Origin of the sequence: Paenilisteria portnoyi (genome assembly GCF_014322795.1) — a bacterium.
GTDB classification, from domain to species: domain Bacteria; phylum Bacillota; class Bacilli; order Lactobacillales; family Listeriaceae; genus Listeria_A; species Listeria_A portnoyi.
The window spans coordinates 19,366-43,405 of sequence record NZ_JAASTT010000023.1; the positions used below are offsets into that span (position 1 = coordinate 19,366).

Sequence of the window (24,040 nt, forward strand, 5' to 3'; positions counted from 1 at the left end):
AAAGTAGATGAAGAAATTAGTAATGGTCGCAATGTTGATGCTTTTGGCGGTGTTTGCGGTTGCTTGTGGGACGGATGAAAAGACGAACGCAGACGCTGAAAAAACAGCGAAGGAACTGACGATTAAGCACGAACTTGGGGAAACGAAAGTGAAGCAAAACCCTGGGAAAGTGGTTGTTTTTGATTTTGGAACGCTGGATACATTGCAGGCGTTAGACTTATCTAAAAATGTGGCTGGTTTACCAAAACAATCCTTGCCGAAATACTTAGATGATTTCGCGAGCGATAAATACGCGGATCTTGGCGGTTTGAAAGAACCTGATTTTGAGAAAATAAACGAGGCGGCACCGGATTTGAACATTATTTCTGGTCGCCAATCCGATTCTTATGATAAATTTTCCGATATTGCACCAACGATTTATCAAGGTGTGGATACGAAGGATTACATGAAGTCGTTCCAAGCGAATGTGAACACGGTGGCTAGTTTGTTCGGGAAAGAAGACGAGGCGAAGAAGCAGTTGGACGCGATTGATAAGCAGGTTGCAGATGTAAAAGCGAGTGTGCCGGCTGGTAAAACGGGATTAATTATCTTGGCGAACGACGGAAAAATGAGCGCGTATGGCCCTGGTTCGCGTTTTGGATTAATTCATGATGTGCTTGGCGTGACACCCGCGGACCCGAAAATTGAAGCGTCGACACATGGTCAAAGTATTTCTTCGGAGTATATTGCGGAGAAGAATCCAGATTACTTGTATGTGATTGACCGCGGTGCAGCAATTGGCGGGGAATCATCCGCGAAATCTGTCGTTGAGAATGATTTAGTGAAGAAGACAAATGCTTATAAAAATGGAAACATCGTCTATCTAAATCCTGAGTACTGGTACTTGTCTGGCGGCGGATTAGAGTCGGTTTCGGAGATGGTGAAAGAAGTAGGAGATAGTTTTAAATAAAGAAATGCTCAGCGATGGTGATGTCGCTGAGCATTTTTTAACGTCTATATTCTTCTTTCAAAATGGCATAATAAGCGTCGTCCACGAATTCATTTTTTACGAAGCGGCTTTTTCGCAATGTACCTTCGTACGTCATACCTAAGCGCTGCATCACTTTTCCAGAGGCAGGATTGCGGACGTCATGCACGGAGTAGACGCGTTCTAGTTGTAGCGTTTGAAATGCTACATCGAGGATCGCACGGCCAGCTTCTACCATGAATCCGTTTCCCCAATAGTCTTTATTTAATACATAACCAATGCAGCCGCTTTTGTTCATCGGATCGATGCGAATATCAATACTACCGATAAATTTGCCAGTTTCCGCGATTTCAATGCCATATTTCCCAACAGGATCAGCAACGAAATATTCGGCGATTTTTTGACGGGTAATCTCAATAGTCGGATGTGTATCAAAAACAAAGCGCGTATTCTCATCATCGGAGGCATATTCGTACATACCTTTTGCGTCGGCGAGCGTGATTGGCCGCAAGATTAGCCGCTCAGTTCGAATGATTTGGTGTTCCACTAATAAATAAGTATAGCTTTCCATTTTGGATCACTCCTTTTTGGTATTGTTGCTTATTTTAGCACATATAAAGTGGTGTTTAAACCCTATCTTGAAAGTTTTTTGTGGTGTGTTATGATGGAGCTATCATTTAGGAATAGGGAGGCTTTTCCATGTTGAAAGAAAAACTTGAAAAATTGGTGCAACCTGAAATTGTGAATCAGATTCTTGCGACGGAAAAAGAACGTATTTTGTTGTCTTGTGAAGAGGATGGGGAGTTAGATTTGACGGTTAGTAAGGTGGGTGATCGTGGCTACGTGCCGAAGTCGATGGAATATCCGCGTAATAAAGATGGCGGGCCACTTAGTTTGTTGGCTCAGATTCATTTTTCAGAGATGCCTCATTTGGGAGATTTTCCGAAAACGGGATTGTTAGCGTTTTATATTGATTATTTTGATGATTTGACTGGGCTTGATTTTGATGATCAGACGAATCCGAATGGCTTCCGCGTTTTGTATTTTGAGACGGTGGATGAGGCTAGCTATTCTGCTGAGGAACAGGATAAGTTGTTTGAAGCGGTGGACGAGGACTTTTATCCGGTTGTGGATGGTGCATTTCGTTTGCGTGGGGAAGTCGTGAAGCAAGTGGTTTTGAAAGAAAGTTATGATTTTGAGCAGGCGTATGGCGGTGAGTTTTATGACTTACTGGATGCGTGGACTGGTGAGGATGAGGAGAAGATGGACGCGCTATTTGAATTAGATAATAGCAGTAGCCAGCTTGGGGGATATCCGTTTTTCACGCAACAAGATCCGCGGCTTGGTGATGAAGAGGCGCATCATGACACGCTACTATTTCAGCTGGATTCAGGTGATGGTATTATGTGGGGTGATATGGGTGTTGGTAACTTCTTTATTAACCGGGAAGATTTGAAGCGGAAAGATTTCTCGAATGTGCTTTATAATTGGGATTGTTATTGATTTCCAGGAAGTTTAGAGGTGTGTGCTATTTCTAGGCTTCTTTTTTATGCCTGCCAAAACCTTAACATTTCTTTAAAAAGTTTTTAGTAAGCCTTGATTGTTGGATGGTATGCTAGGAACAAGAAAGACGAGGAGGAGATAGGATGAAAAAGTTAACGATTTGGACGGTTTTGCCAGTGCTATCCCTTTGTGCGGCGGTTATGATGTACTATATTTGGTTTCAAGGATGGTTGCAATTTTATTTGAGAGATGTGATGGAAGTGGTGGATCACATGGGATATATAACGGTGGGTGTGACGGCGTTAATGCTTTATTTAAGTGCTGTGCAGCTCGTCAATTGGAAAATTAATAAGACGTTGCTTGTTTTGATATATGTGATTTATTTTGGCATTATGATTGGGCTTCTTTTTGGAAAAGCGTCTGATGCGCAAGGAGTTTCAACGGATACGTTTGGTTTTGTGGATACGTTTATTTCGGGGAACTTGCGGGTGATTACGATTGGAAATGTGCTTGCTTTTGTACCGATTGGGTTTTTGATGAAGAAATTATCACCCCTGATGGCGTTGTTTTCAGCGGGAATTATGATTTTTATCGTGGAAGGGTTGCAATATGCGCTACATGTAGGGTATTTTGATACGGGAGATGTCTTTTTGAATGTATCTGGAATTATGATTGGGTACGTGATGATCCGTATTTTTTCAAGTTCGCATAAACATATAATAGAACAGAAATGAGTGGACCGGAATGAATTTGTGGAAAAAAGTGATTTTGGCATTAGTGGGAATTGGCGTGGTGTATGTGGCTGTCGTGCTCGGCTTTATGTATAGTGGGGTGCGGACGGAACCCGCGTCAAACCCGGATACGATCCTTATTTTAGGTTCAAAAGTAATCGATGATCCAGCGCGGCCAATGCCTGTTTTACGGGAACGGTTAGACGCGGCGATTCCGTTTATTGAGGAGCACGAGGCGGCGAAAGTGGTCGTGTCGGGTGGTCAAGGAGAGGATGAATCGGCGTCGGAGGCAAGTGTGATGAAGGAGTATTTAGTGGCGCAGGGCATTGCGGCTTCGCGGATTAAAGTCGAGGATAAGTCGATGCGTACCGAAGAAAACTTAGCGAATAGTAATGCCAAATTTGATCTTGGGAAAACGGTCATCGTGACGAGTGACTATCATTTGTATCGCGCGCTGATGCTCGCCGGACGGCAAAATATCGATGCGACGGGATTACCTGCAAAAACGCAGACTGGCGCGCTTTTTAAAGGTGTACCTCGCGAAATTTTGTCGATTAGTTATGCGTGGGTTTTTGATCGGTAGAATTTTTTTGAAAAAGTTATTGACATTCACGTTACGTCAAGGTGTAAAGTAGAGTTATCAAGGAGGCGAGAGACGCATGGAATATACGGTTCAAAAGCTAGGACAGCTTGCGGGAGTTAGCACGAGGACGTTGCGGTACTATGATGAAATTGGGATTCTGAAGCCGGCTAGAATCAATTCATCGGGATATCGGATTTACGGGCAAACCGAGGTTGACCGATTGCAGCAAATTATGTTTTATAGGGAAATGAATGTGAGCTTGGAAAAAATTAAGGCGATTCTAGAACAACCTGATTTTGACGAGGCAGAAGCTCTCCGGAAACATCGCTTCGAACTGCTTGATAAACGAAAACAATTAGACGACCTGATTCGCAATGTGGAGAAATCGATTGCGCATTCGGAAAGGAGAATAACAATGACTGATCAAGAAAAATTTGAAGGTTTTAAGCAAAAAATGATAGATGATAATGAGGAAAAATATGGCGCAGAAATTCGCGAGAAGTATGGCGATGAGAAGATTGAGAAGTCGAATGCCAAGCTTAAAGGTATGAGTGAGGCTGAGATGGAACGGATAAATCAGCTTGCAGAGACGATTTTGACGGACTTGCAGGTGGCGTTTGCAACGGGTAATCCAGCGGGTGAAGAAGCGCAAGGCGTTGCGGCATTGCATAAAGAATGGCTATCGGCGTATTGGGATACGTACAGCAAAGAGGCGCACGCGGGACTTGCCCAAATGTATGTGGACGATGAACGCTTCACGGCTTATTATGATAAAAATCAACCTGGTTTAGCGGCATTTTTGCGTGATGCGATTGTCATTTTCACTAGTAAGTAATATAATGAGGGGAGCTTCCAAGCACAATGATGCGGAAGCTCTTTTTGATTTGGAGGGATTTTTTTGATGATAGAAACGGAACGACTTGTTTTTCGCGAATTGGATCAATTGGATTTTGCGGATTTGTGTGAGATATTGCAGGATGATAGCGTGATGACGGCTTATGAGGGTGCGTTTACAGATGAGGAAGTGCAGCGCTGGCTCACGAAACAGATGGATAATTATGAGCGCTGGGGCTTTGGTTTGTGGGCGGTGATTAAGAAGGATACCGGCGAATTTGTTGGTCAAATTGGACTGACGATGCAACAAGTGGAGGACGAGGAAGTACTCGAAATTGGCTATTTGTTGAAGCAGAAATTTTGGCATCAGGGGTTTGCGACAGAGGCTGCGCTTGCTTGTAAGAAGTATGCGCTGGAAACGCTCGGTGCGAAACTAGTGACGTGTACGATTCGCGATACAAATCTGGCTTCTCAAAAAGTCGCGGAACGTATTGGTATGACACGACATAAGCAGTATGTGAAGTATTACAAAGGTGTTGAGATGCCGCATTATTTGTATTACTGAAAGAAGAGCGAGACATTGCGCCCGATTTTTAGTACAATAGAAAGGAGCGTGAAAAGGAGGAAAGCATGAAAAAAATTCTAATTATAAGTCTATTTTCATTACTTCTCGTTTTAGCGGCATGCGGACCGAAAGATGTGAATTCTTCTGGGGACACTAGTGAAACAACTAGCAAACAAAAGATATCCAAGGAAGCTGCAGTTTTAACGATTACCGATATGGCGGGAAGAACCGTCAACTTTGCGAAGAAACCGGAACGAATAATTACACTTACCAATTCTGATATGGGGATTGTTTATGCGCTTGGAGGCTCGGTTATCGGCCGCCAAACGATGGATGCTAGTGGTGTCGAACCAAGTGCGGCGCTAAAAGCTACGGAAGTCGGAAATACACATGATTTAAACTTGGAGAAAATCGCCTCCTTGACGCCGGACGTTATTATCGCAAGCTCTGAGCAGAATTTGAAAGACGTGCCAGCGCTGGAAGGAATCGGTGCGCAAGTCGTTTTGACAGGAGCTAATTCTATCGCGGATATTAAGAAACAAGAAGCGATTTTGGCCGAATTACTAGGAAAAGATGCGACTAATTTACAAAAAGAAATCGATCAAAAAGTCGCTGAAATAAAGCAAGAACAAACAGGAAAGGCAGTTCGTGCGTTACTCATACTTGGCGCGCCAGGCAGTAATTATGCAGCATTGCCGAATTCGCTTAGCGGAGATATCCTCGAAAAAGCTGGTGGCGTCAATGTAGCTAAGGATTTTAAAGGGGTCGAGAATTTTCCGCAATATGCATCTTTGAATATTGAAAAAATCGTCGAATCAGATCCAGAGGTTATCTTCTTGATGATTCACGGTGGAGATGAAAAGGAAACCGAGCTCGCGTTCCAAAAAGAAATGAAGCAAAACGATGCGTGGAATTCCACAACTGCTGTGAAAAACAACCATATCGTCGTGTTGCCTGCTGATCTTTTCGGTACAAATCCTGGCATCCGTATTACAAAAGCGCTCGATTACATGGCAAATGAACTGAATCAGGTTAGCAAATAATGCATGATCCACGTAAAAAAAGAAGAATCATCACATTTATCGTCACGATTCTACTGCTTGTCGTTGTGTTCTTTTACGGGTTGACGACAGGTTCGGTGAAAGTGAGCTATTCGGAGGTTTGGCAAACATTGATGGGGCATGGCGATGATCTTTCTACGCAGCTCATTTGGAATCTACGTTTGCCGCGGATGTTCCTCGCGTTTCTTGTCGGGGCAGCACTCGCGATTGCAGGCTGCTTATTGCAAGGCGTGATGCGAAATCCGCTCGCCGATCCAGGCGTGATCGGCGTCTCGGCCGGCGGTGGACTTGTCGCGATCATACTTACCATCGTGTTACCGTCTCTGAGCCAGTTCGTCCCACTCGGCGCATTTCTCGGCGCATTCGGTACCGCGTTACTTATTTACGCTGTTGCCTGGGATAAAGGCGTGGCACCACTTCGCGTTATTTTATCCGGAGTCGCCATCAATGCCTTCATCGGCGCAATGACATCAGGCATCATGGTCCTTTACAGCAACCGCGTCCAAAGCATCATTTCCTGGATGACCGGTACACTATCCGGGAAAAGCTGGTACCATCTCAATCTCATTTTGCCATATATGCTCGTCGGATTTGCACTCAGCATCTTCGCGATTCGCTCGTCAAATGTCCTGCTACTAGGCGATGATGCCGCAAAACTGCTCGGGTATTCCGTCGAAAAACATCGATTCTTCATCATCATGTTGGCGGCATTCCTAAGCGGCGTCGCAGTAAGCGTTGCCGGCCTAATCGGTTTCGTCGGGCTCGTCGTCCCACATATTTTCCGACTCATCATTGGCAATGACTATCGCTATCTTCTGCCCATGTCGGCAATCGGTGGCGCCTTACTCGTCGGGTTCGCAGACACGGCCGCGCGTAGCTGGTTTGGCTCCATCGAACTCCCCGTCGGCATCTTGCTCGCCATGATCGGCGCACCATTCTTCCTATTCCTATTACAAAGAGGGAGGGTTGCATCATGACCGCCATCACCACGCTACAAAATGTCACCTTCATTCGCAAGCGTTCCTTCGAGATGAAGAACCTCGAGCTTGAGATCCCAGAAGGTAAAATCACGACCATTATCGGACCAAATGGCTCGGGAAAATCCACCATTCTGCGTCTGATTATGCGTCTCCTAGCACCAAATGAAGGCAAAATCATGCTTCACGGCACCGACATCGATGCTATCAGCGCGAAAAAACTAGCACGCGAAATGACGATGCTTTCCCAGTCACCAGACGGTCTAATCGATGTCGTCGTCCGCGATCTTGTCAGCTATGGCCGGATGCCGTACAAATCATGGCTCGGCACAATGGAAAAAGAGGATGAGCTCGCCGTAGATTGGGCAATGAATGTTTGCAACCTAGAGGAACTCGCATATCGGCCACTACACACGCTCTCAGGAGGCGAAAAACAACGCGCTTGGCTTGCGATGGCACTCGCACAAAAAACACCAATTCTGCTGTTAGATGAACCGACAACGTATCTTGACATTTCGCATCAACTCGAATTACTCGACCTATTAAAACAACTCAATCAAGATTTCAACATGTCGATTATTCTCGTTCTCCATGATCTAAACCAAGCAGCAGGGTACAGCGATCACGTCATTGTATGCGAAGAAGGCGCCATCCAAAAAACAGGCACACCCGAAGAAGTATTCACAAAGCCCCTGTTACGCAATATTTTCAAAATCGAAGCTGAAATTCATTCTACCGAGCGTGGCTTACGCGTTTTGCCAATTGCCTCGACGAAATTTCATGCGTAAAGTTAAAGATAATTTAAAGATTCATAAAGCACGGTTCTAGGAAACCAAGACAGCACCCTGTTTTGTCCTCTAGAGCCGTTTTTCGCTTCATTAGAATTTGATGAAAAAGCTTCCTATCTTGGCTGGAATTTTATATAATAGAAGGGTTGATTTGGAGAGAATAGGAACAACGTATGATTTTATAGTCACAATTATCGTTAGAGACTTTGGGTTTGTTGGTGCATGCGTCTTAATTGTGTTATACTTCTTATTAGTTTACAAATTATTCGTGGCGCTTTAAATATGAGAATACCTTTTTATTCCTATTACAGGGATTCCACTATTATTTATCAGTTATGGGCTTGTACTGCACGCTACAATGCGCCAAAGCAATAGATTTATAAATTTTTAAAAACTGTATGGAGAGAAACGGCAGTTTGAAAAAAATAACTTATTCCATCCAGTAAGGAGCGTTAAGAATGAATTCGCAAAACAAAATTTCTGCGAGAATTGATTATGGTATCGTGTTATCCCTCATGTTATTGTGTGTTATCAGTATGATTTCGATATACAGCGCACAGCTAACAAATGAGCAATACAACGCCAACTTCGTCATGAAGCAAGCTGTTTGGTTTGTCGTCAGTGGCTTTGCTATTTTCGTTATTATGCAATTAGATTATGAACGGTTGACCAAATGGGCCTATTATTTTTATGGTGTCGGCTTGTTAATGCTAGTTTTTGTACTTATTTTCGGTAAGGAAATAAATCATGCTAAAAGCTGGATTATAATCCCATTCTTGGGCAGTTTACAACCATCAGAAATTGTAAAGGTTATTTTAATTATTACATTGGCAAAGTTAATTTGGGATCATAACCGTAAGTTTAAGGAACACACTGTAAAGTATGATTTTTGGCTGCTTATTAAAATGGGGATTTTGACAATTATTCCAATTGGCCTTATCATGCTTCAACCTGATTTAGGTACTGGTCTTGTTTTTATAGCGATTATGTCTGGGATGATTTTAGTGTCAGGAATCACGTGGAAGTTGATTGTGCCAATCTATGGATCCATTATGGCTATTGGAGCAGCTTTGCTTTATTTAGTGCTGAACCATGAGAGTTGGCTTGTCAAATTAGGGTTTGAGCCATATCAATTTCAGAGGATTCATATTTGGCTTAATCCAGAATCAGATCCTTTAGGGGGAGGCTATCAAGTGCTTCGGGCAATGACAGCCATTGGTTCTGGACAAATTAGTGGTAATGGTGCTGGTTATAATGCAATTTCAATACCAGAGAATCACAATGATTTTATATTCACTGTTATTGGTGGGGATTTTGGTTTTATAGGTGCGAGTATTTTGCTAGCGATTTACTTCCTGCTGATTTATCAAATTATTCGTGTGGCGCTTGATATCGGTATTCCATTTTATTCGTATATTTGTACAGGCGTTGTCATGATGATTATGTTCCACGTTTTCGAGAATGTGGGGATGAACATCGGTTTACTACCAATTACAGGTATTCCGTTGCCATTTATTAGTTACGGAGGAAGTGCGTTACTTGGAAATATGATGGCGATTGGTTTGATACTGGGAATTAGATATAATTACCAGAAATCAATGTTTACGGTAAAAGAAGAAAAGTTAGCTGAATAATTGAGGAAAACCCTTGCTTGATTAGATATAGCAAGGGTTTTTTGTTTAGAAATTATATTAAGAATAATACAATTTTGTAAAATTTTACAGCAAAGAATCTAATGATTAAAAAATGAGATTCATTTTTATCATAATTCTGCTATGGAACTATATATGAATTAAACTATTTTGGTAATAATATAATTTAAAAGAAATACATTGTTGCCAATATTACCTTGTCATGATATAGTTATTGTATTATGTGAAAGGGAGTGCAATGATGAAAAAAGGAAAAGTATTTGGGATTTCGTTGATAATTTTTATGATGTTTTTACCTACTCTAACTGTATTTGCGGCTAGTAAAGATTTTAAATTTAACATGACACACCAGCTTTCAATTGGTAGTTACAAATCTACCAAGACGAGCGTTACAGGAAAAGTTAATATGAGTAATTGGGGTGGAGATAATTATTTTACTATCCATGTGTATAGAAAAGATTTATTCAGTAGTAAATTAATGGGGAGGATGACTTATTCTAAATCAAGCGCAGGCTCTCCATATTACTCAACTGTATCAGGACTTTCAAAAGGAACAACTTATCGTTATGAAATATGGAAAAATCAAAATGGAAAACGAATTATTGGAACGGGGAGTCTAAGCTACTAATATAGAAAGCGAGCATGTAAATATGATTACATCTGTAGCACCAGTTTTCATCATTATTGTTTTCCCTAGCGTTGTCTGCTTGATTTTATTTCTTATGAAGAAGATATCTGGATTGAAATTACTTTATTTGATTCTGTTTTTTATGTATCTAAGTAGTGTTGTTGCTATAACATTCTTTCCATTGCCAGTTCAACGGTATCTAATTGAGAGTATGATTGCAGACAAGCTAGGGCTTGAACATAACATTATACCTTTAAAAATTTTTTATGACATGAAAGATTTAGATTTAGGAATGATGTTGGCTATTTTTCTGAGGCAAGTAGTGGGAAATATACTCTTATTCGTCCCACTAGGTTTTTCTTTGCCAATACTTTTTAAGAAATTTAGTTGGAAAAAAGTTGTGTTGACTGGGTTTTTGATAAGCCTTTCGATTGAATTAGGACAATGGCTCTTAGGGCTTTACTTGGGTTATAATTATCGAGCTACTGATATTGATGACTTGATTTTTAATACAATCGGAACTTTGCTAGGCGTACTTCTCTTCAATTCGGTGCAGTCATTCTTGAGGAAATATGAATTAATAGAATAAATAATGAAAAGATTCTTGTTATAGATACTTGCAAAAGTCATCTGTTACGAGAATTTTTTTAATATGAAATTTTAGAATAGAGATAAGGACTACGTGTATCATTGGTAAGCTTAAGTTTTTTCGCATAGAATTTTATCAAGTCGTGTTTATTTTTTTATGTATTTTTTAGGGAACCATTTGTTATTGTCATCAAAATCCATTATGATAGAGGAAGTACTACAATTTTGGGAGGGGGAAAAACAAATATGATTACTTTTTACTGGTATCCGAAGTGTTCGACGTGCAAGAAAGCAAAACAGTGGCTAGATGAGAACGATGTGGCTTATAATCAAGTAGACATGATTGAAACACCACCGAAAAAAGAGGAATTACAGAAATGGTTTAAAAATAGTGACCTAGGAATTCGCCGTTTCTTCAATACAAGTGGCATTTTGTATCGCGAAATGGGCTTAAAAGATAAAGTGGACCAAATGACGGATAATGAAGCGTTTACATTATTAGCTACAGATGGTAAACTAATTAAGAGGCCAATCGTTACAGATGGCAAAAAAGTGACACTTGGCTTCAAGGAAAGCGAATTTGTAGAAAGCTGGAAGTAAATACGGACTTGAAGGGGGATTTTTTAAGATGAGTTTACCAAAGGATTTACGTTATTCAGAAGAGCACGAATGGGTGAAAGATGATGCGGGAAATTTCGTTATCGGGATTACAGATTTTGCGCAAGATCAGCTAGGCGATATCGTTTTCGTTGAGTTACCAGAAGTGGGCGATACGATTACACAAGGCGATTCGATTGGAAGTATTGAATCTGTTAAAACAGTATCTGATTTTTATGCGCCAATTACGGGTAAAGTGGTTGCTGTGAACGAGGAATTAGAAGATGCGCCAGAACTACTTAACTCAGCGCCGTATGATGCGGGTTGGTTGTTGAAAGTGGAAGATGCGGACGCGGCTCAAGTTGCGGCATTGCTTTCGGCGGAAGATTACGAGAAAACGTTAGACTAATAGTGATACATAGAGGACCCTGCTTGCATTATGCGACGGGGTTTTCTTCTTTTGGAGGGATTGGATTTGGTGGCTATTTGGAATAAACAGCAGTTGATGGCGCGGCTTGATGCTAGGGAAGATTTTGCGGTGTATTTTTTCACGCCGATGTGCTTGGGATGTCAGCAGGCGATGAAGTTGGTGGATTTGGCGGATGAGGCGATACCAGAGCTTACGATTGGCAAAATGGATTTGAATTATGTTCCAGAATTGGCGGAGCGCTGGGCGATTACGAATGTGCCGGTGTTGCTTGTTTTTAAGGATGGGGAGATTGCAGAGACGAGTTATCGAATGGGGAATATGATAGAGGTTTATGATTTTTTGAAGGGGTGAAGGGACTTAGGAGCGGAGTGCTTCTGAGTTTTTTTGTTTATCCAGCATGGGCAAACTCTAACCGATGAAAGTCCAGAGTGCGACTGAATAGTGTTAAGCACCTAGCTATCACAATATAGCTAAACCAATAAATTCTATGCTAGAGTGGCGTATTCCTGGATATGAGCAATAACTATCATGAACCAGCGGCTCGCTAGATTTGCCTTACTATCTGTAACTGAGTAGTACAGTGACGTACATGTTTAATATAAAAATGAACAGCGGTATATGGATTCTTACGTGCGGCGCTTCTTACTAGATGTATAAAGATTAATTAAAATGCAGTGTAAAATAGAGCGTAGAAATAAAATGGTTTTGTTCATAACTAATTTTGTATAGTTTCAATTTATTATGGTATAATGTGATTTACTACACTAATAGGAGAGATAACAATGAAAATGATTAGAATTTGTTTATGCACGGTTATGTTTTTGCTTGGCAGCGTGACAATGGGTTCAAATGTATTTGCCGATGAGACGCATAATCATGAAGAAATGAGCAGCAAATCAGAAACAGAAAAAAAAGAAAGTGTCAGCTCACCTACAGATAACTTAACAATTAAAAATGTAAAGCGGCTAGAATATTCTATGCCAGAAAATGCCCCTGCTGATTTGGTTAATCTATATTTAAAAGCAGGTTGGGAATGGAATAAAGAACTTAATTACATGTTTAAAGATGTACTATATGAGGATGAAACAGTAAATATAAATGGAATTGACTACGTAACAGATGCAGAAGGGGAAGTTTCAACAAAGATAAGTGTACGAGACGGATCAAGTAAAGTAGAGGTATCCTCAGATAATTATGATACCAATCCAGTCAGTATAAAAGCCGAAAAAAATGATGAGCCAAAACAAGTTAGTGTAAAACCAGGTGAGCAAAAAGAGGTAGTACTCTTAGAAGAAATTAATCTAGATACCATGATTGATAGAATGGATGAAATGAATGGTCAGAAAATAGATACGGAGAATACACTCACAACTAATAAATTCATTGCTACTCCACTTGGAAAACAAGATAGTCATCATTTTGAAGTTTTATTAATGGCTTCTAAAAAAGGCGATACAGTAACTTGTAATCGGTATAATGGGCCGTGGGGAAACAATACTTATTATTCTAAAACTGCTAATCCGGTAATGGCTGCAAGGAATTTTTTATGGAGTGATTGTGACCAAGCGCTTGTATGGCATGTACAATGTTTGAAGGATTACGGACCAGCTAAATATCGTTATTGTGCGTGGGACCCGACTACAAAAAGAGGTAAATGTAGTGGTCTTATCGGGCATAGTAAAAAATTCCACGCACATTAATTGAAGAGGTGAATAGTTTTTGACTAAAAGATGGATATTAATAATTTCATTAATTATTTTAGTAGCGTTGTTAGTTGCGGGTTTTATATGGTTTAAAAATAATGGGCCGATAAAAGATACTTCACTAAAAGATGATGGTATTGGGAGGCTCGCAATTGGAATGGATGAGGAACACATCAGGCATTATTATCCTGAATTCGCTATTTCTCATGGGAAGAAGAACAATATTTATTATTATAATGATGAAGATAGCTTTATTGTTACTACTAAGAACAAGAAGATAGTCTGTATTGAATTAAGAAATGAGATACCTAACCAAAAACTAACAACGAAAAAAAATATAACATTGGGTAGCTCGTTGAACGAAGTGGAAAAGGCTTATGGTAAAAATTATAGAAAAAAATCTACAGAACGGTATGGAAATTTGATAGAGTTTCAGGATTCTAAAACAAATCAAAAGCTTGTATTTGGGGTTTTTGATAATAAAGTCAATGTAATCATTTTTTATGATTATGAAGAATTTGAGTATCAGTTTTAATTAATAATTGATTGAAGTATGTACTCTAGAAAGCCCTTGAATTAATTTTCAGGGCTTTTTTATTTTTAGAGAAATCCTTGCCAATAAAAAATACACTGAGAATGAACGGGCGTAATTGTTTCGCCAGCCCAACAAAGTTTCGTGCCCGATATAGAAATGAGTCGCCTAAAAAAGGTTGCTATAGACCCACACGAAAGGGTTGTGGTAGTATACTTTAGGTAGTTATTTATGTTAACGGGGGTAAGTGATGAGTAATTCTAATTTGACTATTCTATCGGTAATAAGTAATTTTGTTATCGTTATTTTGAAATTTATTGTGGGGTTTTTGACGGGATCGGTTGCGGTTATTTCGGAGGCGGTGCATTCGTCGATGGATTTGTTTGCGTCGGTGATTACGTTTTTCTCGATTCGGATTTCGAACCGGCCGGCAGATGATGATCATCCATATGGGCATGGGAAGGCAGAGAATATCGCTGGGACGATTGAGACGCTGCTTATTTTTGTGGCTGGGATTTGGATTATTTATGAGTCGATGAACAAATTTTTCAATCCGCATGAGATTCGGTTTCCGGCGCTCGGTATTGCTGTGATGTTGTTTGGGGCAGCGGTGAATATTGTAGTTTCTAGGGTGATTAAGAAGGCGGCGGATAAGGAGAATTCGGTGGCGATGAAGTCGAACGCGCTTCATTTATATACGGATGTGTTTACGTCGCTAGGCATTGCGTTTAGCTTGTTGCTTGTTCATTTGACGGGCTGGTTATGGCTTGATCCGGTGATTGCGATTTTGACGGCGTTTTACATTATGTATGAGGCTTGGAAGTTGTTGAAGGAGTCGTTCCCGCCACTTATGGATAAGCGGTTATCGCCGAGTGAGGAAGAGGAGATTAAGCGGATTATTATGACGCATCAGGCGGATTTCATTGAGTTTCATGATTTTCGGTCGCGTCGTGCTGGTGCGCAGGAATATATTGATTTTCATTTGGTTGTGGCGAATAATCAGACAATCGAGCAGGCGCATTCACTGTGTAATGTGATTGAAAAGGAGATTTATGATTTTTATGCGAAGGCGCAGGTGTTGATTCATTTGGAACCGGAAGAGGAACGAATCTTGACGAAATAAGGTGTAGATGCTAATTCAGATAAATCGGCGGTAAGCGCTCGATTTGTTTAAAGCAGAATTTACGTCTTAATCCAAAGGTAATCTACTGAATTTTTGTCAAAATAAATTTTGCTTTAGGTCTTTATGTTACAATACATGTATGTGAAACGAAAAGTGAGGTGGCGCAAAGATGACATCGATTTTAATTGCGGATGATGATAAGGAAATTGTGGATTTAGTGAAATTATATCTTCAAAATGAGGGCTATACGATTCATTATGCTTATGATGGCGCGCAGGTATGGGACACGGTGCAAAAAGAGCAGTTGGATTTGGTTGTGCTGGATATTATGATGCCGAAAATGGATGGCTTGGAGGTTTGCCGTTTGATGCGTCAGGAGGCCATTACGACGCCAATTTTGATGCTGAGCGCGAAGGCGGAGGATAATGATAAAATTATGGGACTCTTGACTGGCGCGGATGATTACATGGTGAAACCGTTTAACCCGCTAGAGTTGTCGGTGCGTGTGAAGGCGATTTTGCGACGGGTGCAGTTGATGCGTCAGGGGAGTATGGGGAGCACGCCTCTAAACCAGCTGATTTTAGGGCCAATTGTGATTGATCGGGAGCTGCATACGGTGATGGTGAACGAGAAGGATTTGCATTTGACGACATCGGAATTTGATATTTTATTTTTACTGGCAAATGAGCCGGGTCGTGTTTTTAGTTCTGAGCTGATTTTTGAACGGATTTGGCAGGAGAAGGCGCTGGGTGCGAGTAAGACTGTGATGGTGCACATTAGCAATTTGCGAGATAAGTTGAAGGATGCGATGGACGGAGAAAATGTAATCAAAACCATTTGGGGAGTAGGTTATAAAATTGAAGTTTAAGCAGTTCATATGGCGAATTTGGCAGCAAATGCATCCATTGCAAATCATTGTTTTAGCAGTGCTGTCTTGGTTCGCGGGTTTTGTGACATTGCGGAGTATCGGTTTGTGGCTCGTTTCGGTGACGCAGGATTCGGTTGTATTGACTGGAACGACGAAGAGTTTTATTGATTTATTCGGCTACGGTCGCTATGATAAATTACTGAATTCACCGTGGATGATCATGTTGAAATATCTCGGCATGACTGGTGTAGCACTCGTGTTTTTCATCTTTTTCTATTGGCTTTTTAAACAGAATTTACTTAGAAAACAGTTGCGGCAGATTAATGATGCGATTCTCCAAGATCAGCCGATGGAACAGGAGAGTTTGATTCCGGAGATTGTGCAGTTAGAGGAGAGCATCGAGAAAATGCGGGGGCATCAGGCGGAACTTATCAAGCAGGAGCAGGAGGCGCAACAGGCAAAAAACGACTTGATTACGAATGTGTCGCATGATTTACGTACACCGTTGACATCGATTTTGGGTTATTTGAGTTACATTCATGAGGATCGTTATCGTGATGAGGTGGAATTGCGTCATTATACGGAATTGGTGTATGGAAAAGCGCAACGACTGCATAAACTGATTGACGATTTGTTTGATTATACACGGCTTGAGAGTACCGAATTCCACATTAAAGAGGATATGCTCGATATGGTGGAATTGTTGCGTCAGCTCGTTGCAGAATATGAGCGACCGGCTGCGGAAAAAGAGGTGCGTATTGTGGAGATGTACGCCGTAGAGAACCTGAAAGTCATGGGTGACGGTATGCAGATTATGCGTTTATTTGAGAATTTATTTTCGAATGCACTTCAGTATGGTGCCTCTGGAAAGAAAATTGATATTAGCGCTAAAAAAGAAGCTGGTATTGCGATTATTGAAGTTTCGAACTACGGTGCGGAGATTCCTGCTGGTGATTTACCGCAGTTGTTTGATCGGTTTTATAAAGTGGATAAAAATCGGACGACTACGGGAACTGGGCTTGGTTTAGCGATTGCTAAGTCCATTGTTGAGCGTCATGGCGGGCATGTTTTCGCTACAAGTAAAAAAGGAAAAACAACATTTACAGTACAATTGCCGATTAGCGAGGGCTAGTGACAGATGTTTCATCTAGATTCAGCGTGTAATGACTCGTTTTCTTACGGAACTGTTAGATTACGCGCTGAATCTTAAGCTTTTCTTTCTAATTTCTTACTCTCCATTTTATCATTTTTAGATAAGATGTAAGCAAGGAGGGGAAATTATGAAAAAACAGACATTGATTCTAATTCTCGCTTGTTTGACGATAGTTGCTATATTAGTTTTTGTTTTAATTGGGAAAGATATTCGTGCAACGCCATCGATTGAGGCTAGTAGTGTACTGGTTATAAATACGAAGCAGGAGAAGGAAATTTTTGCGAAAGATGTGAATCGTGCGGTTCCGATTGCTAGTATAACGAAATTAATGACGACTTATTTAGTTTTAGAGGCGATACATACGAAGGCTCTTTCTTGGGATGAGATGCTGAAGCTTGAGCGAGTGGATGATCCGCAGGCGGTGAGTCTCTATGCGAAGACAGGGACGAAATATTATACGGTAGAGGATTTATTTGCAGCGATGTTGATTACGTCGGCCAATGATGCGGCGGAGGCTTTAGCGGAGCGGATTGACGCAGAGCATTTCACGGAGAAGATGAATGCGAAGGCGAAACAATTTGGTATGTCGACAAAGACGCATTTTAGCAGTGCAAGTGGCTTGGATAAGAATGGCGAAATGTCGGTATCAACAGCCGCGGATTTGATGATTTTGACGAAGCGGTTATTGCATGATTTTCCGGAAGTGCTGGATACGACATCACGAACGGATTATGTGACGAAAAATGGCGACACGATTCATACGACGAACGGGGCGCTCGAAGAAGATGCAGTAAGTGGGATGGACGGCTTGAAAACGGGTTATACAGACCAAGCTGGTTACTGTCTTATCGGAACGGCGGTTCAAAATGGCGAGCGGGTAATCTCGATTACGCTAGGTAGTTCGACGGATGCAGGACGAACAAAGGATGCTAAAAAAATGATGGAGTTCGGCTTTTCGAAATAAAATGGCGATTGAATCTTGACAAATCCGACTAAAAACATGTAATATTAATAAACACAAGGCGCGTAAGTAAATGCGTCGAAAAATAATCTTATCAAGAGTGGTGGAGGGATATGCCCGAAGAAACCCAGCAACCTAAGTGGATGAATGATTGTTATCCATTGCAAGGTGCTAAATCATACAGAGTGTAACGCTCTGAGAGATGAGAGAAAAGCGTAAATTATGCATGTAATTACACCTTTCTTCGCTCAAGCAGCAAGAGAGGTTTTTTGTTTAAGACAGAGAATAAGGGTGGAGTTTACTTTGATAAGGCTTAAAAGTGTTGCGAAGGATTATAAGACTCGGAAAAACAATGTAAGAGCAGTGGATGATGTTAATTTAGATATCGCGGATGGTGAAATTTTTGGTGTTGTAGGGTATTCTGGCGCTGGGAAAAGTACGCTGATTCGGATGTTTAACGGTTTGGAGTTGCCGACAGAAGGCACGGTGGAAGTGGATGATTTATTTATTTCTCAAATTAGAGGGAGTAAATTGCGTAAGGCACGCCAGCAAATCGGGATGATTTTTCAACATTTTAATTTGCTTTGGTCGCGTACGGTGTATGATAATATCGCGTTTCCACTGGAGATTGCGGGAGTGCGTGGCGAGAAGCGGCGTTTTCGAGTGAATGAGTTGATCCGACTTGTTGGCTTGGAAGGGAAGGAAGATGCGTATCCGTCTGAGCTAAGTGGTGGTCAGAAGCAACGTGTCGGGATTGCTCGGGCGCTTGCGAATAATCCGAAAGTATTGCTGTGTGATGAGGCGACATCGGCACTCGATCCACAAACGACGGATGAAGTGTTGGAGTTATTGCTGGACATTAATCGCCGTCTGAACTTGACGATTATCGTGATTACGCACGAAATGCACGTTATTCGCAAAATTTGTAATCGTGTGGCGGTCATGGAAGCGGGGCGTGTGGTCGAACTTGGTGATGTTATTGAAGTCTTCCAACATCCGAAAGAGTCGGTGACAAAACGATTTGTGCGGCAAGTAACTGAATCGGATGAGACCGAAGAATTGCTTCACATGTTGCTTGAAAATTATTCGGAAGGTAAACTAGTGAAGCTGCTTTTTGTTGGGGGCACAGCGACGCAGCCGATTATTTCACAAGTAGCGCAAGATAATAAGGTGTTACTCAATATTTTACACGGGAACCTGACGCAAACACAGAATGGGGCGTACGGGACTTTATATATTCAAATTCAAGGTGAGGAATCGCAAGTGGATGCCACAATCACCCGGTTACGCGAGCTTGAGATAGAAACGGAAGTGATTGAAGGATGAACGATTCTACAGGATACTTTGCAAATGTAGATTGGGATATGATGAAAACAGCTACAGAAGAAACGCTTTACATGACGATAGTTTCGCTGTTTGCCGTCTTTTTCCTAGGTTTGGCTTTGGGACTTGTTTTGTTCTTAACGAATCGCAAAAAGGACGCTGGATCGCGGACGGCTTATTGGATAACAGCGATTTTAGTCAACGTCTTCCGATCGATTCCGTTTATTATTTTAATCGTGTTACTACTTCCAATGACAAAAACGCTTGTCGGGACGATTATTGGGCCTAAAGCGGCGCTACCAGCTTTGATTATTTCGGCGGCTCCATTTTATGCACGAATGGTGGAAATCGCATTTCGTGAGGTGGATAAGGGCGTTATTGAGGCAGCAAAAGCGATGGGTGCGAACCTATTCACGATTATTGGAAAGGTTTTGATTCCAGAAGCACTACCAGCAATCATTTCAGGCATTACCGTGACGGCGATTTCACTGGTTGGCTTCACGGCCATGGCGGGTGTTATCGGAGCAGGTGGACTCGGAAACGCAGCTTATCTAGAAGGTTTCCAACGGGCTCAGCCAGCAGTCACATTAGTTGCGACTATTATTATTTTAATTATAGTATTTGTTTTCCAGTTCATTGGGGACATCTTGACCAAATGGGTCGACAAACGATAGGAAAAGGGGAGTTAACGAATGAAAAAAGTTTTATTAGGATTATTTACACTGACATTAGTATTAGTTTTAGCGGCTTGTGGCGGAGGTTCGAAAGATGATGCGAGTGGCGATAAAGGAACAACGCTTGTTATTGGTGCATCTAACTCACCGCATGCTGTCATTTTAGAAAAAGCGAAACCTATTTTAGCGAAAAAAGGTATTAATTTAGATATTAAAAAATATACGGACTACGTAATGCCGAATGTGGCGTTGGATGAAGGCGACTTGGATGCGAACTATTTCCAAACGATTCCGTACATGGAGTTAGAAATGAAGGAAAAAGGCTACAAATTTGTGAACATGGGCGGTATTCATATCGAGCCAATGGGTCTTTATTCTAAGAAAATTGATTCGTTAGAGGACCTACCGAAAAATGCGCAAGTGATCATGTCTAATAGTAAATCGGATTGGCCACGTGTGCTTGGCATTTTAGCGGATAATGGTGTTATTAAATTGAAAGACGGCGTGAAGCGTCAAGATGTAACGTTCGATGATATCGTTGAAAATCCGAAAAATATTAAATTCAAATACGATGTGGATGCTGGGTATTTGATGACAGCATACAATAATGAAGAGGGCGATATTGTTGCGATTAACTCGAATTTCGTAGTGGATCAAGGCATGAACCCTAAGAAAGATGCGATTGCGATTGAGAAAACAGACTCGCCTTACGTGAATATCGTGGCAGCCCAAGAGAAAAATAAAGACAATAAAGATATTAAAGAGCTAGTGAAAGTTTTACAATCCAAAGAAATTCAAGATTTCATTACAAAAGAGTGGAAGGGTGCAGTCGTACCTGTTTCTAACTAATAGTCGTACACATAATTTCGTCTGACCTGAAAATGGTTGGGCGATTTTTTTTGATGGGTGGAGAAATAGCTGAAAATATGCTATGTTTGCTTTACGAAAATCAACAATGGGGGAATTGGTGATGATAAAAATTTTGGTGGTGGATGATAATTCATTTATTACGGGTGGTTTGGAAATTATTATGAGCACGATGGAAGACATCGAGGTTCTTGGCGCTGCGCAAAATGGCGAGGAGGCAGTAGCTTTTTGTCAGGCGAATGAGGTCGATGTGGTGTTGATGGATGTGCGGATGCCTGTGATGGATGGGGTTGAGGCGACGAAGCGGATTACAGAGACGACACGGACTAAAGTTATTATTTTGACAACGTTTGATGACGATACATCGATTTTGAAGGCGATTGAAAATGGGGCAAAAGGATATTTGTTGAAAAATAATGATCCGCAAATAATTCGCCATACGATTGTTAGTGTGATGCAAAATCAGAGTATCATTCAAGAGGAAATTTGGGATAAGGTGAAGTCATCGCTCGGCAAGGAGTCAGAGCCAGATTTGAGTCGCTTGCAGTTGACGGCGCGTGAGTTAGATGTGATGAAGGCTGTGGCGAGTGGGTTATCAAACAAGGAAATTGCGAAAAATTTGTTTATATCGGAAGGTACGGTGGCGAATAATATTTCGGCCTTGCTCGGAAAACTGGGATTGGATCATCGGACGCAACTCGCGATTTTGTATTTGACGGGTCATGTTGGGGGCGGTGAGCGTTGAATAAGTACAAAATCATGCTGGATGTGGCTTTTTGTTTGTTATTGACGGTTTATTTGGTGGAAGTGAGTACGGGGAAAGGGCTGCTGGCACTTTATTTATTGCAATTTTTATTATATCTTTCTGGTGTGTTATTATCTTTTATTTTTGTGCGGTATCAGTTCTGGATTCGGTGCGCGCTCATTGGATTTATCGCCTTAATAGGTTTATTTTATTTACCACTTGTCTTGCTGTTATTTCCTTTTTGTACATGGGCGCTTTTGTTGCGCGGAGCAAAACTGGATGCGAAATTCTTTTGGTTGGTCGTGATTTTGACTGGGATTCCGCTTTTTTTCGCTAGTTCTGAGTTAATTTATGCGGGTGTTGCGATTTTTGTCGGTGTGTTTTATTGGTATTTGAATCGGTCGGTATTTTTGTTGGAGGAATTGACGCTGGAAAATGAGGAGATGCGGGTGAAGTTGGATGGTTTTGTTGCTCGGCTTGAGGCGGCGGAGACGAACGGGATTCGGCAGGCATATTTGGCGAAACTGGAGGAGCGGAACGTGTTATCGCATCAAATTCATGACCAGCTGGGGCATTCGTTGACGGGTGGCTTGATGCAGATGGAGGCGGCGAAGGCTTTGTTGTCTACGAATTCTGAAAAAGCGACGGAACTGCTGAATAATGCGATTTTGATTAATCAATCGGGCATTGAAGAGATTCGCAAAACGCTGAAAATGACGAAACCAGCGCAGGAAAGCTTGGCGATTAATCGGGTGAAGGCGCAGTTGGAAGCGTTCGAGATGCAGTACGGTATTCGGACGATTTTTCAAACGCAAGGTGTCATCGGAAAAATTTCGCAGGCAATGTGGTACGTAATTATGCAAAATGTGACGGAAGGCTTGACGAATGTGCTGAAATATAGTCGGGCAACGCGGGTGGAAGTGTCACTCGGCGTTTTGAACAAATTTGTGCGTTTGGAGATAAAGGATAATGGGATTGGAGCAACATCGGTGACAAAAAGCCTTGGCTTGACGGGGATGGAGGAGCGGACGACTAAAATTGGTGGTAAGTTAATTATCGATGCGGCGGACGGGTTTGTCATTGTGACATTGTTGCCAATTGTGGATAGTTAATGCTAGAGCGTGAAAAAGTCATGAGATTTTCACGGTGAAAAAATGAGTAATTGCACTGTCGGAATGGGTAATTTTTTTCTATACTAGTAAATAGATATTAACGAAATGAGGGAAAGTTATGAAAATCGTTGAGATAGAGCAGTTGACGAAGAAGTTTGAAAAAAATATTGCAGTAGATAATCTGGATTTGACGATAGAAGAAGGACAGGTTTTTGGGTTGTTAGGGCCAAATGGTGCCGGAAAAAGTACGACGATTAGTGTTTTATGCGGACTTTTGAAGAAAAATAGCGGCGAGATTCGGTTATTTGGCGAGGAGCAGGAGACACATAGTTTGGATATTAAGCAGCGAATTGGTTTGGTGCCGCAGGATATTGCGCTGTATAATGATTTGTCGGCGTTTGAGAATGTTCGCTTTTTTGCAGGGCTTTATGGGCTTCGTGGGAAGGAATTGGACGCGGCGGCAAGAACGGCGTTGGAGTTCGTTGGCTTGGCAGATAAGGCGAAAGATAAGCCGGGAACTTTTTCGGGTGGAATGAAGCGACGCCTGAATATTGCGTGTGCGATTGCACATAAACCAGCGTTGATTATTATGGATGAGCCGACAGTTGGGATTGATCCGCAGTCTAGGAATTATATTTTGAAGTCGATTAAAAAGTTGAATGCATCGGGTTGTACGATTATTTATACGAGTCATTATATGGAAGAGGTCGAGGAATTGTGTGACTATATTGCGATTATTGACCATGGAAAAGTGATTGCGGAAGGCACGAAGGAGCAACTGGTGAATCTGGTTTCGGATATAAAGGAGATGCGGTTAGTCGTGGACGACGTATCAAAAATTGATTTGGATGAGTTGCGGGCGATTTCGGGAATTCAGTTGGTGGAAGTGATGGATGGCAACACGTTGAAAATTACGTCTAGCAGTGAAGTGAATAATTTGAACACGGTTTTGGGCACGCTAATTCGTCAGTCGGTAGAAGTAATCGAGATGAACCAACAAATGTTGAATCTGGAAACGGTCTTTTTGAATTTGACGGGCCGGAAATTAAGGGATTAGAGAGGAAGTTGAACTTGT

The 24,040-nt window shown here is 41.5% G+C and carries 28 protein-coding genes, 1 pseudogene and 1 riboswitch; of the genes and pseudogenes, 28 read left to right on the top strand and 1 reads right to left on the bottom strand.

All coding sequences use genetic code 11. The features are described from left to right. Positions 1-7: 7 nt before the first annotated feature. Entirely contained in the window at positions 8-949 is a 942-nt protein-coding gene (locus HCJ66_RS13655; RefSeq protein WP_187133635.1) for a siderophore ABC transporter substrate-binding protein, read from the top strand. Between the two features lie 37 nt (positions 950-986). On the opposite strand, the gene HCJ66_RS13660 is transcribed toward HCJ66_RS13655, so the two are convergent. Then, the gene (locus HCJ66_RS13660; protein ID WP_187133636.1) at positions 987-1,538 is read right to left on the bottom strand and encodes a GNAT family N-acetyltransferase; all 552 of its coding nucleotides are present in this window, start codon (positions 1,536-1,538) and stop codon (positions 987-989) included. Positions 1,539-1,666: 128 nt separating this feature from the next. Here HCJ66_RS13660 and HCJ66_RS13665 point away from each other — a divergent pair, with 128 nt between their 5' ends. The 27 genes and pseudogenes from HCJ66_RS13665 (at position 1,667) to HCJ66_RS13795 (ending at position 24,022) form a co-directional block, all read left to right on the top strand. After that, positions 1,667-2,470: a YwqG family protein gene (locus HCJ66_RS13665; RefSeq protein WP_187133637.1), complete on the top strand. Its 804-nt coding sequence runs from the start codon at positions 1,667-1,669 to the stop codon at positions 2,468-2,470. Between the two features lie 143 nt (positions 2,471-2,613). Beyond that, a complete protein-coding gene (locus HCJ66_RS13670; protein ID WP_187133638.1) occupies positions 2,614-3,204 on the top strand; it encodes a VanZ family protein in 591 nt (196 codons plus the stop codon). 10 nt (positions 3,205-3,214) lie between these two features. Further along, positions 3,215-3,784 carry a YdcF family protein gene (locus HCJ66_RS13675; protein ID WP_187133639.1) on the top strand — a complete coding sequence of 190 codons (570 nt, stop codon included), beginning with the start codon at positions 3,215-3,217 and terminating at the stop codon, positions 3,782-3,784. A 76-nt stretch (positions 3,785-3,860) separates the two neighbouring features. Beyond that, positions 3,861-4,619 (top strand): MerR family transcriptional regulator, encoded by a 759-nt coding sequence (locus HCJ66_RS13680; RefSeq protein WP_187133640.1) that lies wholly within the window; start codon positions 3,861-3,863, stop codon positions 4,617-4,619. A 66-nt stretch (positions 4,620-4,685) separates the two neighbouring features. Beyond that, on the top strand, positions 4,686-5,183 hold the full coding sequence (locus HCJ66_RS13685; protein WP_246438702.1) for a GNAT family N-acetyltransferase: 498 nt from the start codon (positions 4,686-4,688) through the stop codon (positions 5,181-5,183). Between the two features lie 65 nt (positions 5,184-5,248). Continuing rightward, positions 5,249-6,226: an ABC transporter substrate-binding protein gene (locus HCJ66_RS13690; RefSeq protein ID WP_187133642.1), complete on the top strand. Its 978-nt coding sequence runs from the start codon at positions 5,249-5,251 to the stop codon at positions 6,224-6,226. Then, positions 6,226-7,221, top strand: coding sequence for a FecCD family ABC transporter permease (locus HCJ66_RS13695; RefSeq protein ID WP_181677443.1), 996 nt, complete (start codon positions 6,226-6,228; stop codon positions 7,219-7,221). Before HCJ66_RS13690 ends, HCJ66_RS13695 begins: the two co-directional genes overlap by 1 nt. Then, positions 7,218-8,009, top strand: a complete 792-nt coding sequence (locus HCJ66_RS13700; protein WP_246438697.1) for an ABC transporter ATP-binding protein — start codon at positions 7,218-7,220, stop codon at positions 8,007-8,009. Before HCJ66_RS13695 ends, HCJ66_RS13700 begins: the two co-directional genes overlap by 4 nt. Positions 8,010-8,184: 175 nt before the next feature. After that, positions 8,185-8,315: pseudogene (locus HCJ66_RS16515) on the top strand (FtsW/RodA/SpoVE family cell cycle protein); the annotation flags it as partial. Positions 8,316-8,467: 152 nt separating this feature from the next. Beyond that, positions 8,468-9,643, top strand: a complete 1,176-nt coding sequence (gene rodA / locus HCJ66_RS13710) for a rod shape-determining protein RodA (RefSeq protein WP_187133644.1) — start codon at positions 8,468-8,470, stop codon at positions 9,641-9,643. Between the two features lie 259 nt (positions 9,644-9,902). Next, complete coding sequence (locus HCJ66_RS13715; RefSeq protein WP_222717512.1) at positions 9,903-10,289, top strand: hypothetical protein; 387 nt, start codon at positions 9,903-9,905, stop codon at positions 10,287-10,289. 22 nt (positions 10,290-10,311) lie between these two features. Next, a complete protein-coding gene (locus tag HCJ66_RS13720) occupies positions 10,312-10,878 on the top strand; it encodes a VanZ family protein (protein WP_187133646.1) in 567 nt (188 codons plus the stop codon). Positions 10,879-11,123: 245 nt separating this feature from the next. Then, entirely contained in the window at positions 11,124-11,477 is a 354-nt protein-coding gene (locus HCJ66_RS13725) for an arsenate reductase family protein (protein WP_187133647.1), read from the top strand. A 28-nt stretch (positions 11,478-11,505) separates the two neighbouring features. Continuing rightward, positions 11,506-11,883 carry a glycine cleavage system protein GcvH gene (gene gcvH, locus HCJ66_RS13730; RefSeq protein ID WP_036090814.1) on the top strand — a complete coding sequence of 126 codons (378 nt, stop codon included), beginning with the start codon at positions 11,506-11,508 and terminating at the stop codon, positions 11,881-11,883. A gap of 69 nt (positions 11,884-11,952) precedes the next feature. Further along, entirely contained in the window at positions 11,953-12,255 is a 303-nt protein-coding gene (locus tag HCJ66_RS13735; protein ID WP_187133648.1) for a thioredoxin domain-containing protein, read from the top strand. 431 nt (positions 12,256-12,686) lie between these two features. Beyond that, the gene (locus HCJ66_RS13740; protein WP_187133649.1) at positions 12,687-13,604 is read left to right on the top strand and encodes a hypothetical protein; all 918 of its coding nucleotides are present in this window, start codon (positions 12,687-12,689) and stop codon (positions 13,602-13,604) included. Positions 13,605-13,623: 19 nt separating this feature from the next. Beyond that, a complete protein-coding gene (locus HCJ66_RS13745; RefSeq protein ID WP_187133650.1) occupies positions 13,624-14,142 on the top strand; it encodes a hypothetical protein in 519 nt (172 codons plus the stop codon). Positions 14,143-14,389: 247 nt separating this feature from the next. Beyond that, on the top strand, positions 14,390-15,262 hold the full coding sequence (locus HCJ66_RS13750; protein WP_187133651.1) for a cation diffusion facilitator family transporter: 873 nt from the start codon (positions 14,390-14,392) through the stop codon (positions 15,260-15,262). A gap of 169 nt (positions 15,263-15,431) precedes the next feature. Continuing rightward, positions 15,432-16,130 (top strand): response regulator transcription factor, encoded by a 699-nt coding sequence (locus HCJ66_RS13755; protein WP_187133652.1) that lies wholly within the window; start codon positions 15,432-15,434, stop codon positions 16,128-16,130. Continuing rightward, positions 16,114-17,262, top strand: coding sequence for a sensor histidine kinase (locus tag HCJ66_RS13760; protein ID WP_425489675.1), 1,149 nt, complete (start codon positions 16,114-16,116; stop codon positions 17,260-17,262). Before HCJ66_RS13755 ends, HCJ66_RS13760 begins: the two co-directional genes overlap by 17 nt. A 148-nt stretch (positions 17,263-17,410) precedes the next feature. Beyond that, positions 17,411-18,247, top strand: coding sequence for a D-alanyl-D-alanine carboxypeptidase family protein (locus tag HCJ66_RS13765; protein WP_187133653.1), 837 nt, complete (start codon positions 17,411-17,413; stop codon positions 18,245-18,247). A gap of 85 nt (positions 18,248-18,332) precedes the next feature. Further along, a riboswitch (SAM riboswitch) is annotated at positions 18,333-18,453 on the top strand. 94 nt (positions 18,454-18,547) lie between these two features. Next, on the top strand, positions 18,548-19,570 hold the full coding sequence (locus HCJ66_RS13770) for a methionine ABC transporter ATP-binding protein (protein ID WP_187133654.1): 1,023 nt from the start codon (positions 18,548-18,550) through the stop codon (positions 19,568-19,570). Beyond that, a complete protein-coding gene (locus HCJ66_RS13775; RefSeq protein WP_036090830.1) occupies positions 19,567-20,241 on the top strand; it encodes a methionine ABC transporter permease in 675 nt (224 codons plus the stop codon). The genes HCJ66_RS13770 and HCJ66_RS13775 overlap by 4 nt, the downstream gene beginning before the upstream one ends. Positions 20,242-20,259: 18 nt before the next feature. Then, a complete protein-coding gene (locus tag HCJ66_RS13780; protein ID WP_187133655.1) occupies positions 20,260-21,090 on the top strand; it encodes a MetQ/NlpA family ABC transporter substrate-binding protein in 831 nt (276 codons plus the stop codon). A gap of 121 nt (positions 21,091-21,211) precedes the next feature. Beyond that, positions 21,212-21,853 carry a response regulator gene (locus tag HCJ66_RS13785; RefSeq protein WP_187133656.1) on the top strand — a complete coding sequence of 214 codons (642 nt, stop codon included), beginning with the start codon at positions 21,212-21,214 and terminating at the stop codon, positions 21,851-21,853. After that, the gene (locus HCJ66_RS13790) at positions 21,850-22,965 is read left to right on the top strand and encodes a sensor histidine kinase (protein ID WP_187133657.1); all 1,116 of its coding nucleotides are present in this window, start codon (positions 21,850-21,852) and stop codon (positions 22,963-22,965) included. The genes HCJ66_RS13785 and HCJ66_RS13790 overlap by 4 nt, the downstream gene beginning before the upstream one ends. 118 nt (positions 22,966-23,083) lie before the next feature. After that, entirely contained in the window at positions 23,084-24,022 is a 939-nt protein-coding gene (locus tag HCJ66_RS13795) for an ABC transporter ATP-binding protein (RefSeq protein ID WP_187133658.1), read from the top strand. The last annotated feature ends 18 nt before the right edge of the window (positions 24,023-24,040 follow it).

What these genes read in the sequence shown, in the direction of transcription:
- HCJ66_RS13715 (WP_222717512.1), top strand. Translation starts at nt 9,903, where the DNA reads ATGAAAAAAGGAAAAGTATTTGGGATTTCGTTGATAATTTTTATGATG.
- HCJ66_RS13690 (WP_187133642.1), top strand. Translation starts at nt 5,249, where the DNA reads ATGAAAAAAATTCTAATTATAAGTCTATTTTCATTACTTCTCGTTTTA.
- HCJ66_RS13655 (WP_187133635.1), top strand. Translation starts at nt 8, where the DNA reads ATGAAGAAATTAGTAATGGTCGCAATGTTGATGCTTTTGGCGGTGTTT.
- HCJ66_RS13680 (WP_187133640.1), top strand. Translation starts at nt 3,861, where the DNA reads ATGGAATATACGGTTCAAAAGCTAGGACAGCTTGCGGGAGTTAGCACG.
- HCJ66_RS13695 (WP_181677443.1), top strand. Translation starts at nt 6,226, where the DNA reads ATGCATGATCCACGTAAAAAAAGAAGAATCATCACATTTATCGTCACG.
- HCJ66_RS13740 (WP_187133649.1), top strand. Translation starts at nt 12,687, where the DNA reads ATGAAAATGATTAGAATTTGTTTATGCACGGTTATGTTTTTGCTTGGC.
- HCJ66_RS13765 (WP_187133653.1), top strand. Translation starts at nt 17,411, where the DNA reads ATGAAAAAACAGACATTGATTCTAATTCTCGCTTGTTTGACGATAGTT.
- gcvH (WP_036090814.1), top strand. Translation starts at nt 11,506, where the DNA reads ATGAGTTTACCAAAGGATTTACGTTATTCAGAAGAGCACGAATGGGTG.
- HCJ66_RS13685 (WP_246438702.1), top strand. Translation starts at nt 4,686, where the DNA reads ATGATAGAAACGGAACGACTTGTTTTTCGCGAATTGGATCAATTGGAT.
- HCJ66_RS13725 (WP_187133647.1), top strand. Translation starts at nt 11,124, where the DNA reads ATGATTACTTTTTACTGGTATCCGAAGTGTTCGACGTGCAAGAAAGCA.
- HCJ66_RS13780 (WP_187133655.1), top strand. Translation starts at nt 20,260, where the DNA reads ATGAAAAAAGTTTTATTAGGATTATTTACACTGACATTAGTATTAGTT.
- HCJ66_RS13670 (WP_187133638.1), top strand. Translation starts at nt 2,614, where the DNA reads ATGAAAAAGTTAACGATTTGGACGGTTTTGCCAGTGCTATCCCTTTGT.
- HCJ66_RS13750 (WP_187133651.1), top strand. Translation starts at nt 14,390, where the DNA reads ATGAGTAATTCTAATTTGACTATTCTATCGGTAATAAGTAATTTTGTT.
- HCJ66_RS13660 (WP_187133636.1), bottom strand. Translation starts at nt 1,538, where the DNA reads ATGGAAAGCTATACTTATTTATTAGTGGAACACCAAATCATTCGAACT.
- HCJ66_RS13755 (WP_187133652.1), top strand. Translation starts at nt 15,432, where the DNA reads ATGACATCGATTTTAATTGCGGATGATGATAAGGAAATTGTGGATTTA.
- rodA (WP_187133644.1), top strand. Translation starts at nt 8,468, where the DNA reads ATGAATTCGCAAAACAAAATTTCTGCGAGAATTGATTATGGTATCGTG.
- HCJ66_RS13795 (WP_187133658.1), top strand. Translation starts at nt 23,084, where the DNA reads ATGAAAATCGTTGAGATAGAGCAGTTGACGAAGAAGTTTGAAAAAAAT.
- HCJ66_RS13700 (WP_246438697.1), top strand. Translation starts at nt 7,218, where the DNA reads ATGACCGCCATCACCACGCTACAAAATGTCACCTTCATTCGCAAGCGT.
- HCJ66_RS13775 (WP_036090830.1), top strand. Translation starts at nt 19,567, where the DNA reads ATGAACGATTCTACAGGATACTTTGCAAATGTAGATTGGGATATGATG.
- HCJ66_RS13720 (WP_187133646.1), top strand. Translation starts at nt 10,312, where the DNA reads ATGATTACATCTGTAGCACCAGTTTTCATCATTATTGTTTTCCCTAGC.
- HCJ66_RS13665 (WP_187133637.1), top strand. Translation starts at nt 1,667, where the DNA reads ATGTTGAAAGAAAAACTTGAAAAATTGGTGCAACCTGAAATTGTGAAT.
- HCJ66_RS13785 (WP_187133656.1), top strand. Translation starts at nt 21,212, where the DNA reads ATGATAAAAATTTTGGTGGTGGATGATAATTCATTTATTACGGGTGGT.
- HCJ66_RS13675 (WP_187133639.1), top strand. Translation starts at nt 3,215, where the DNA reads ATGAATTTGTGGAAAAAAGTGATTTTGGCATTAGTGGGAATTGGCGTG.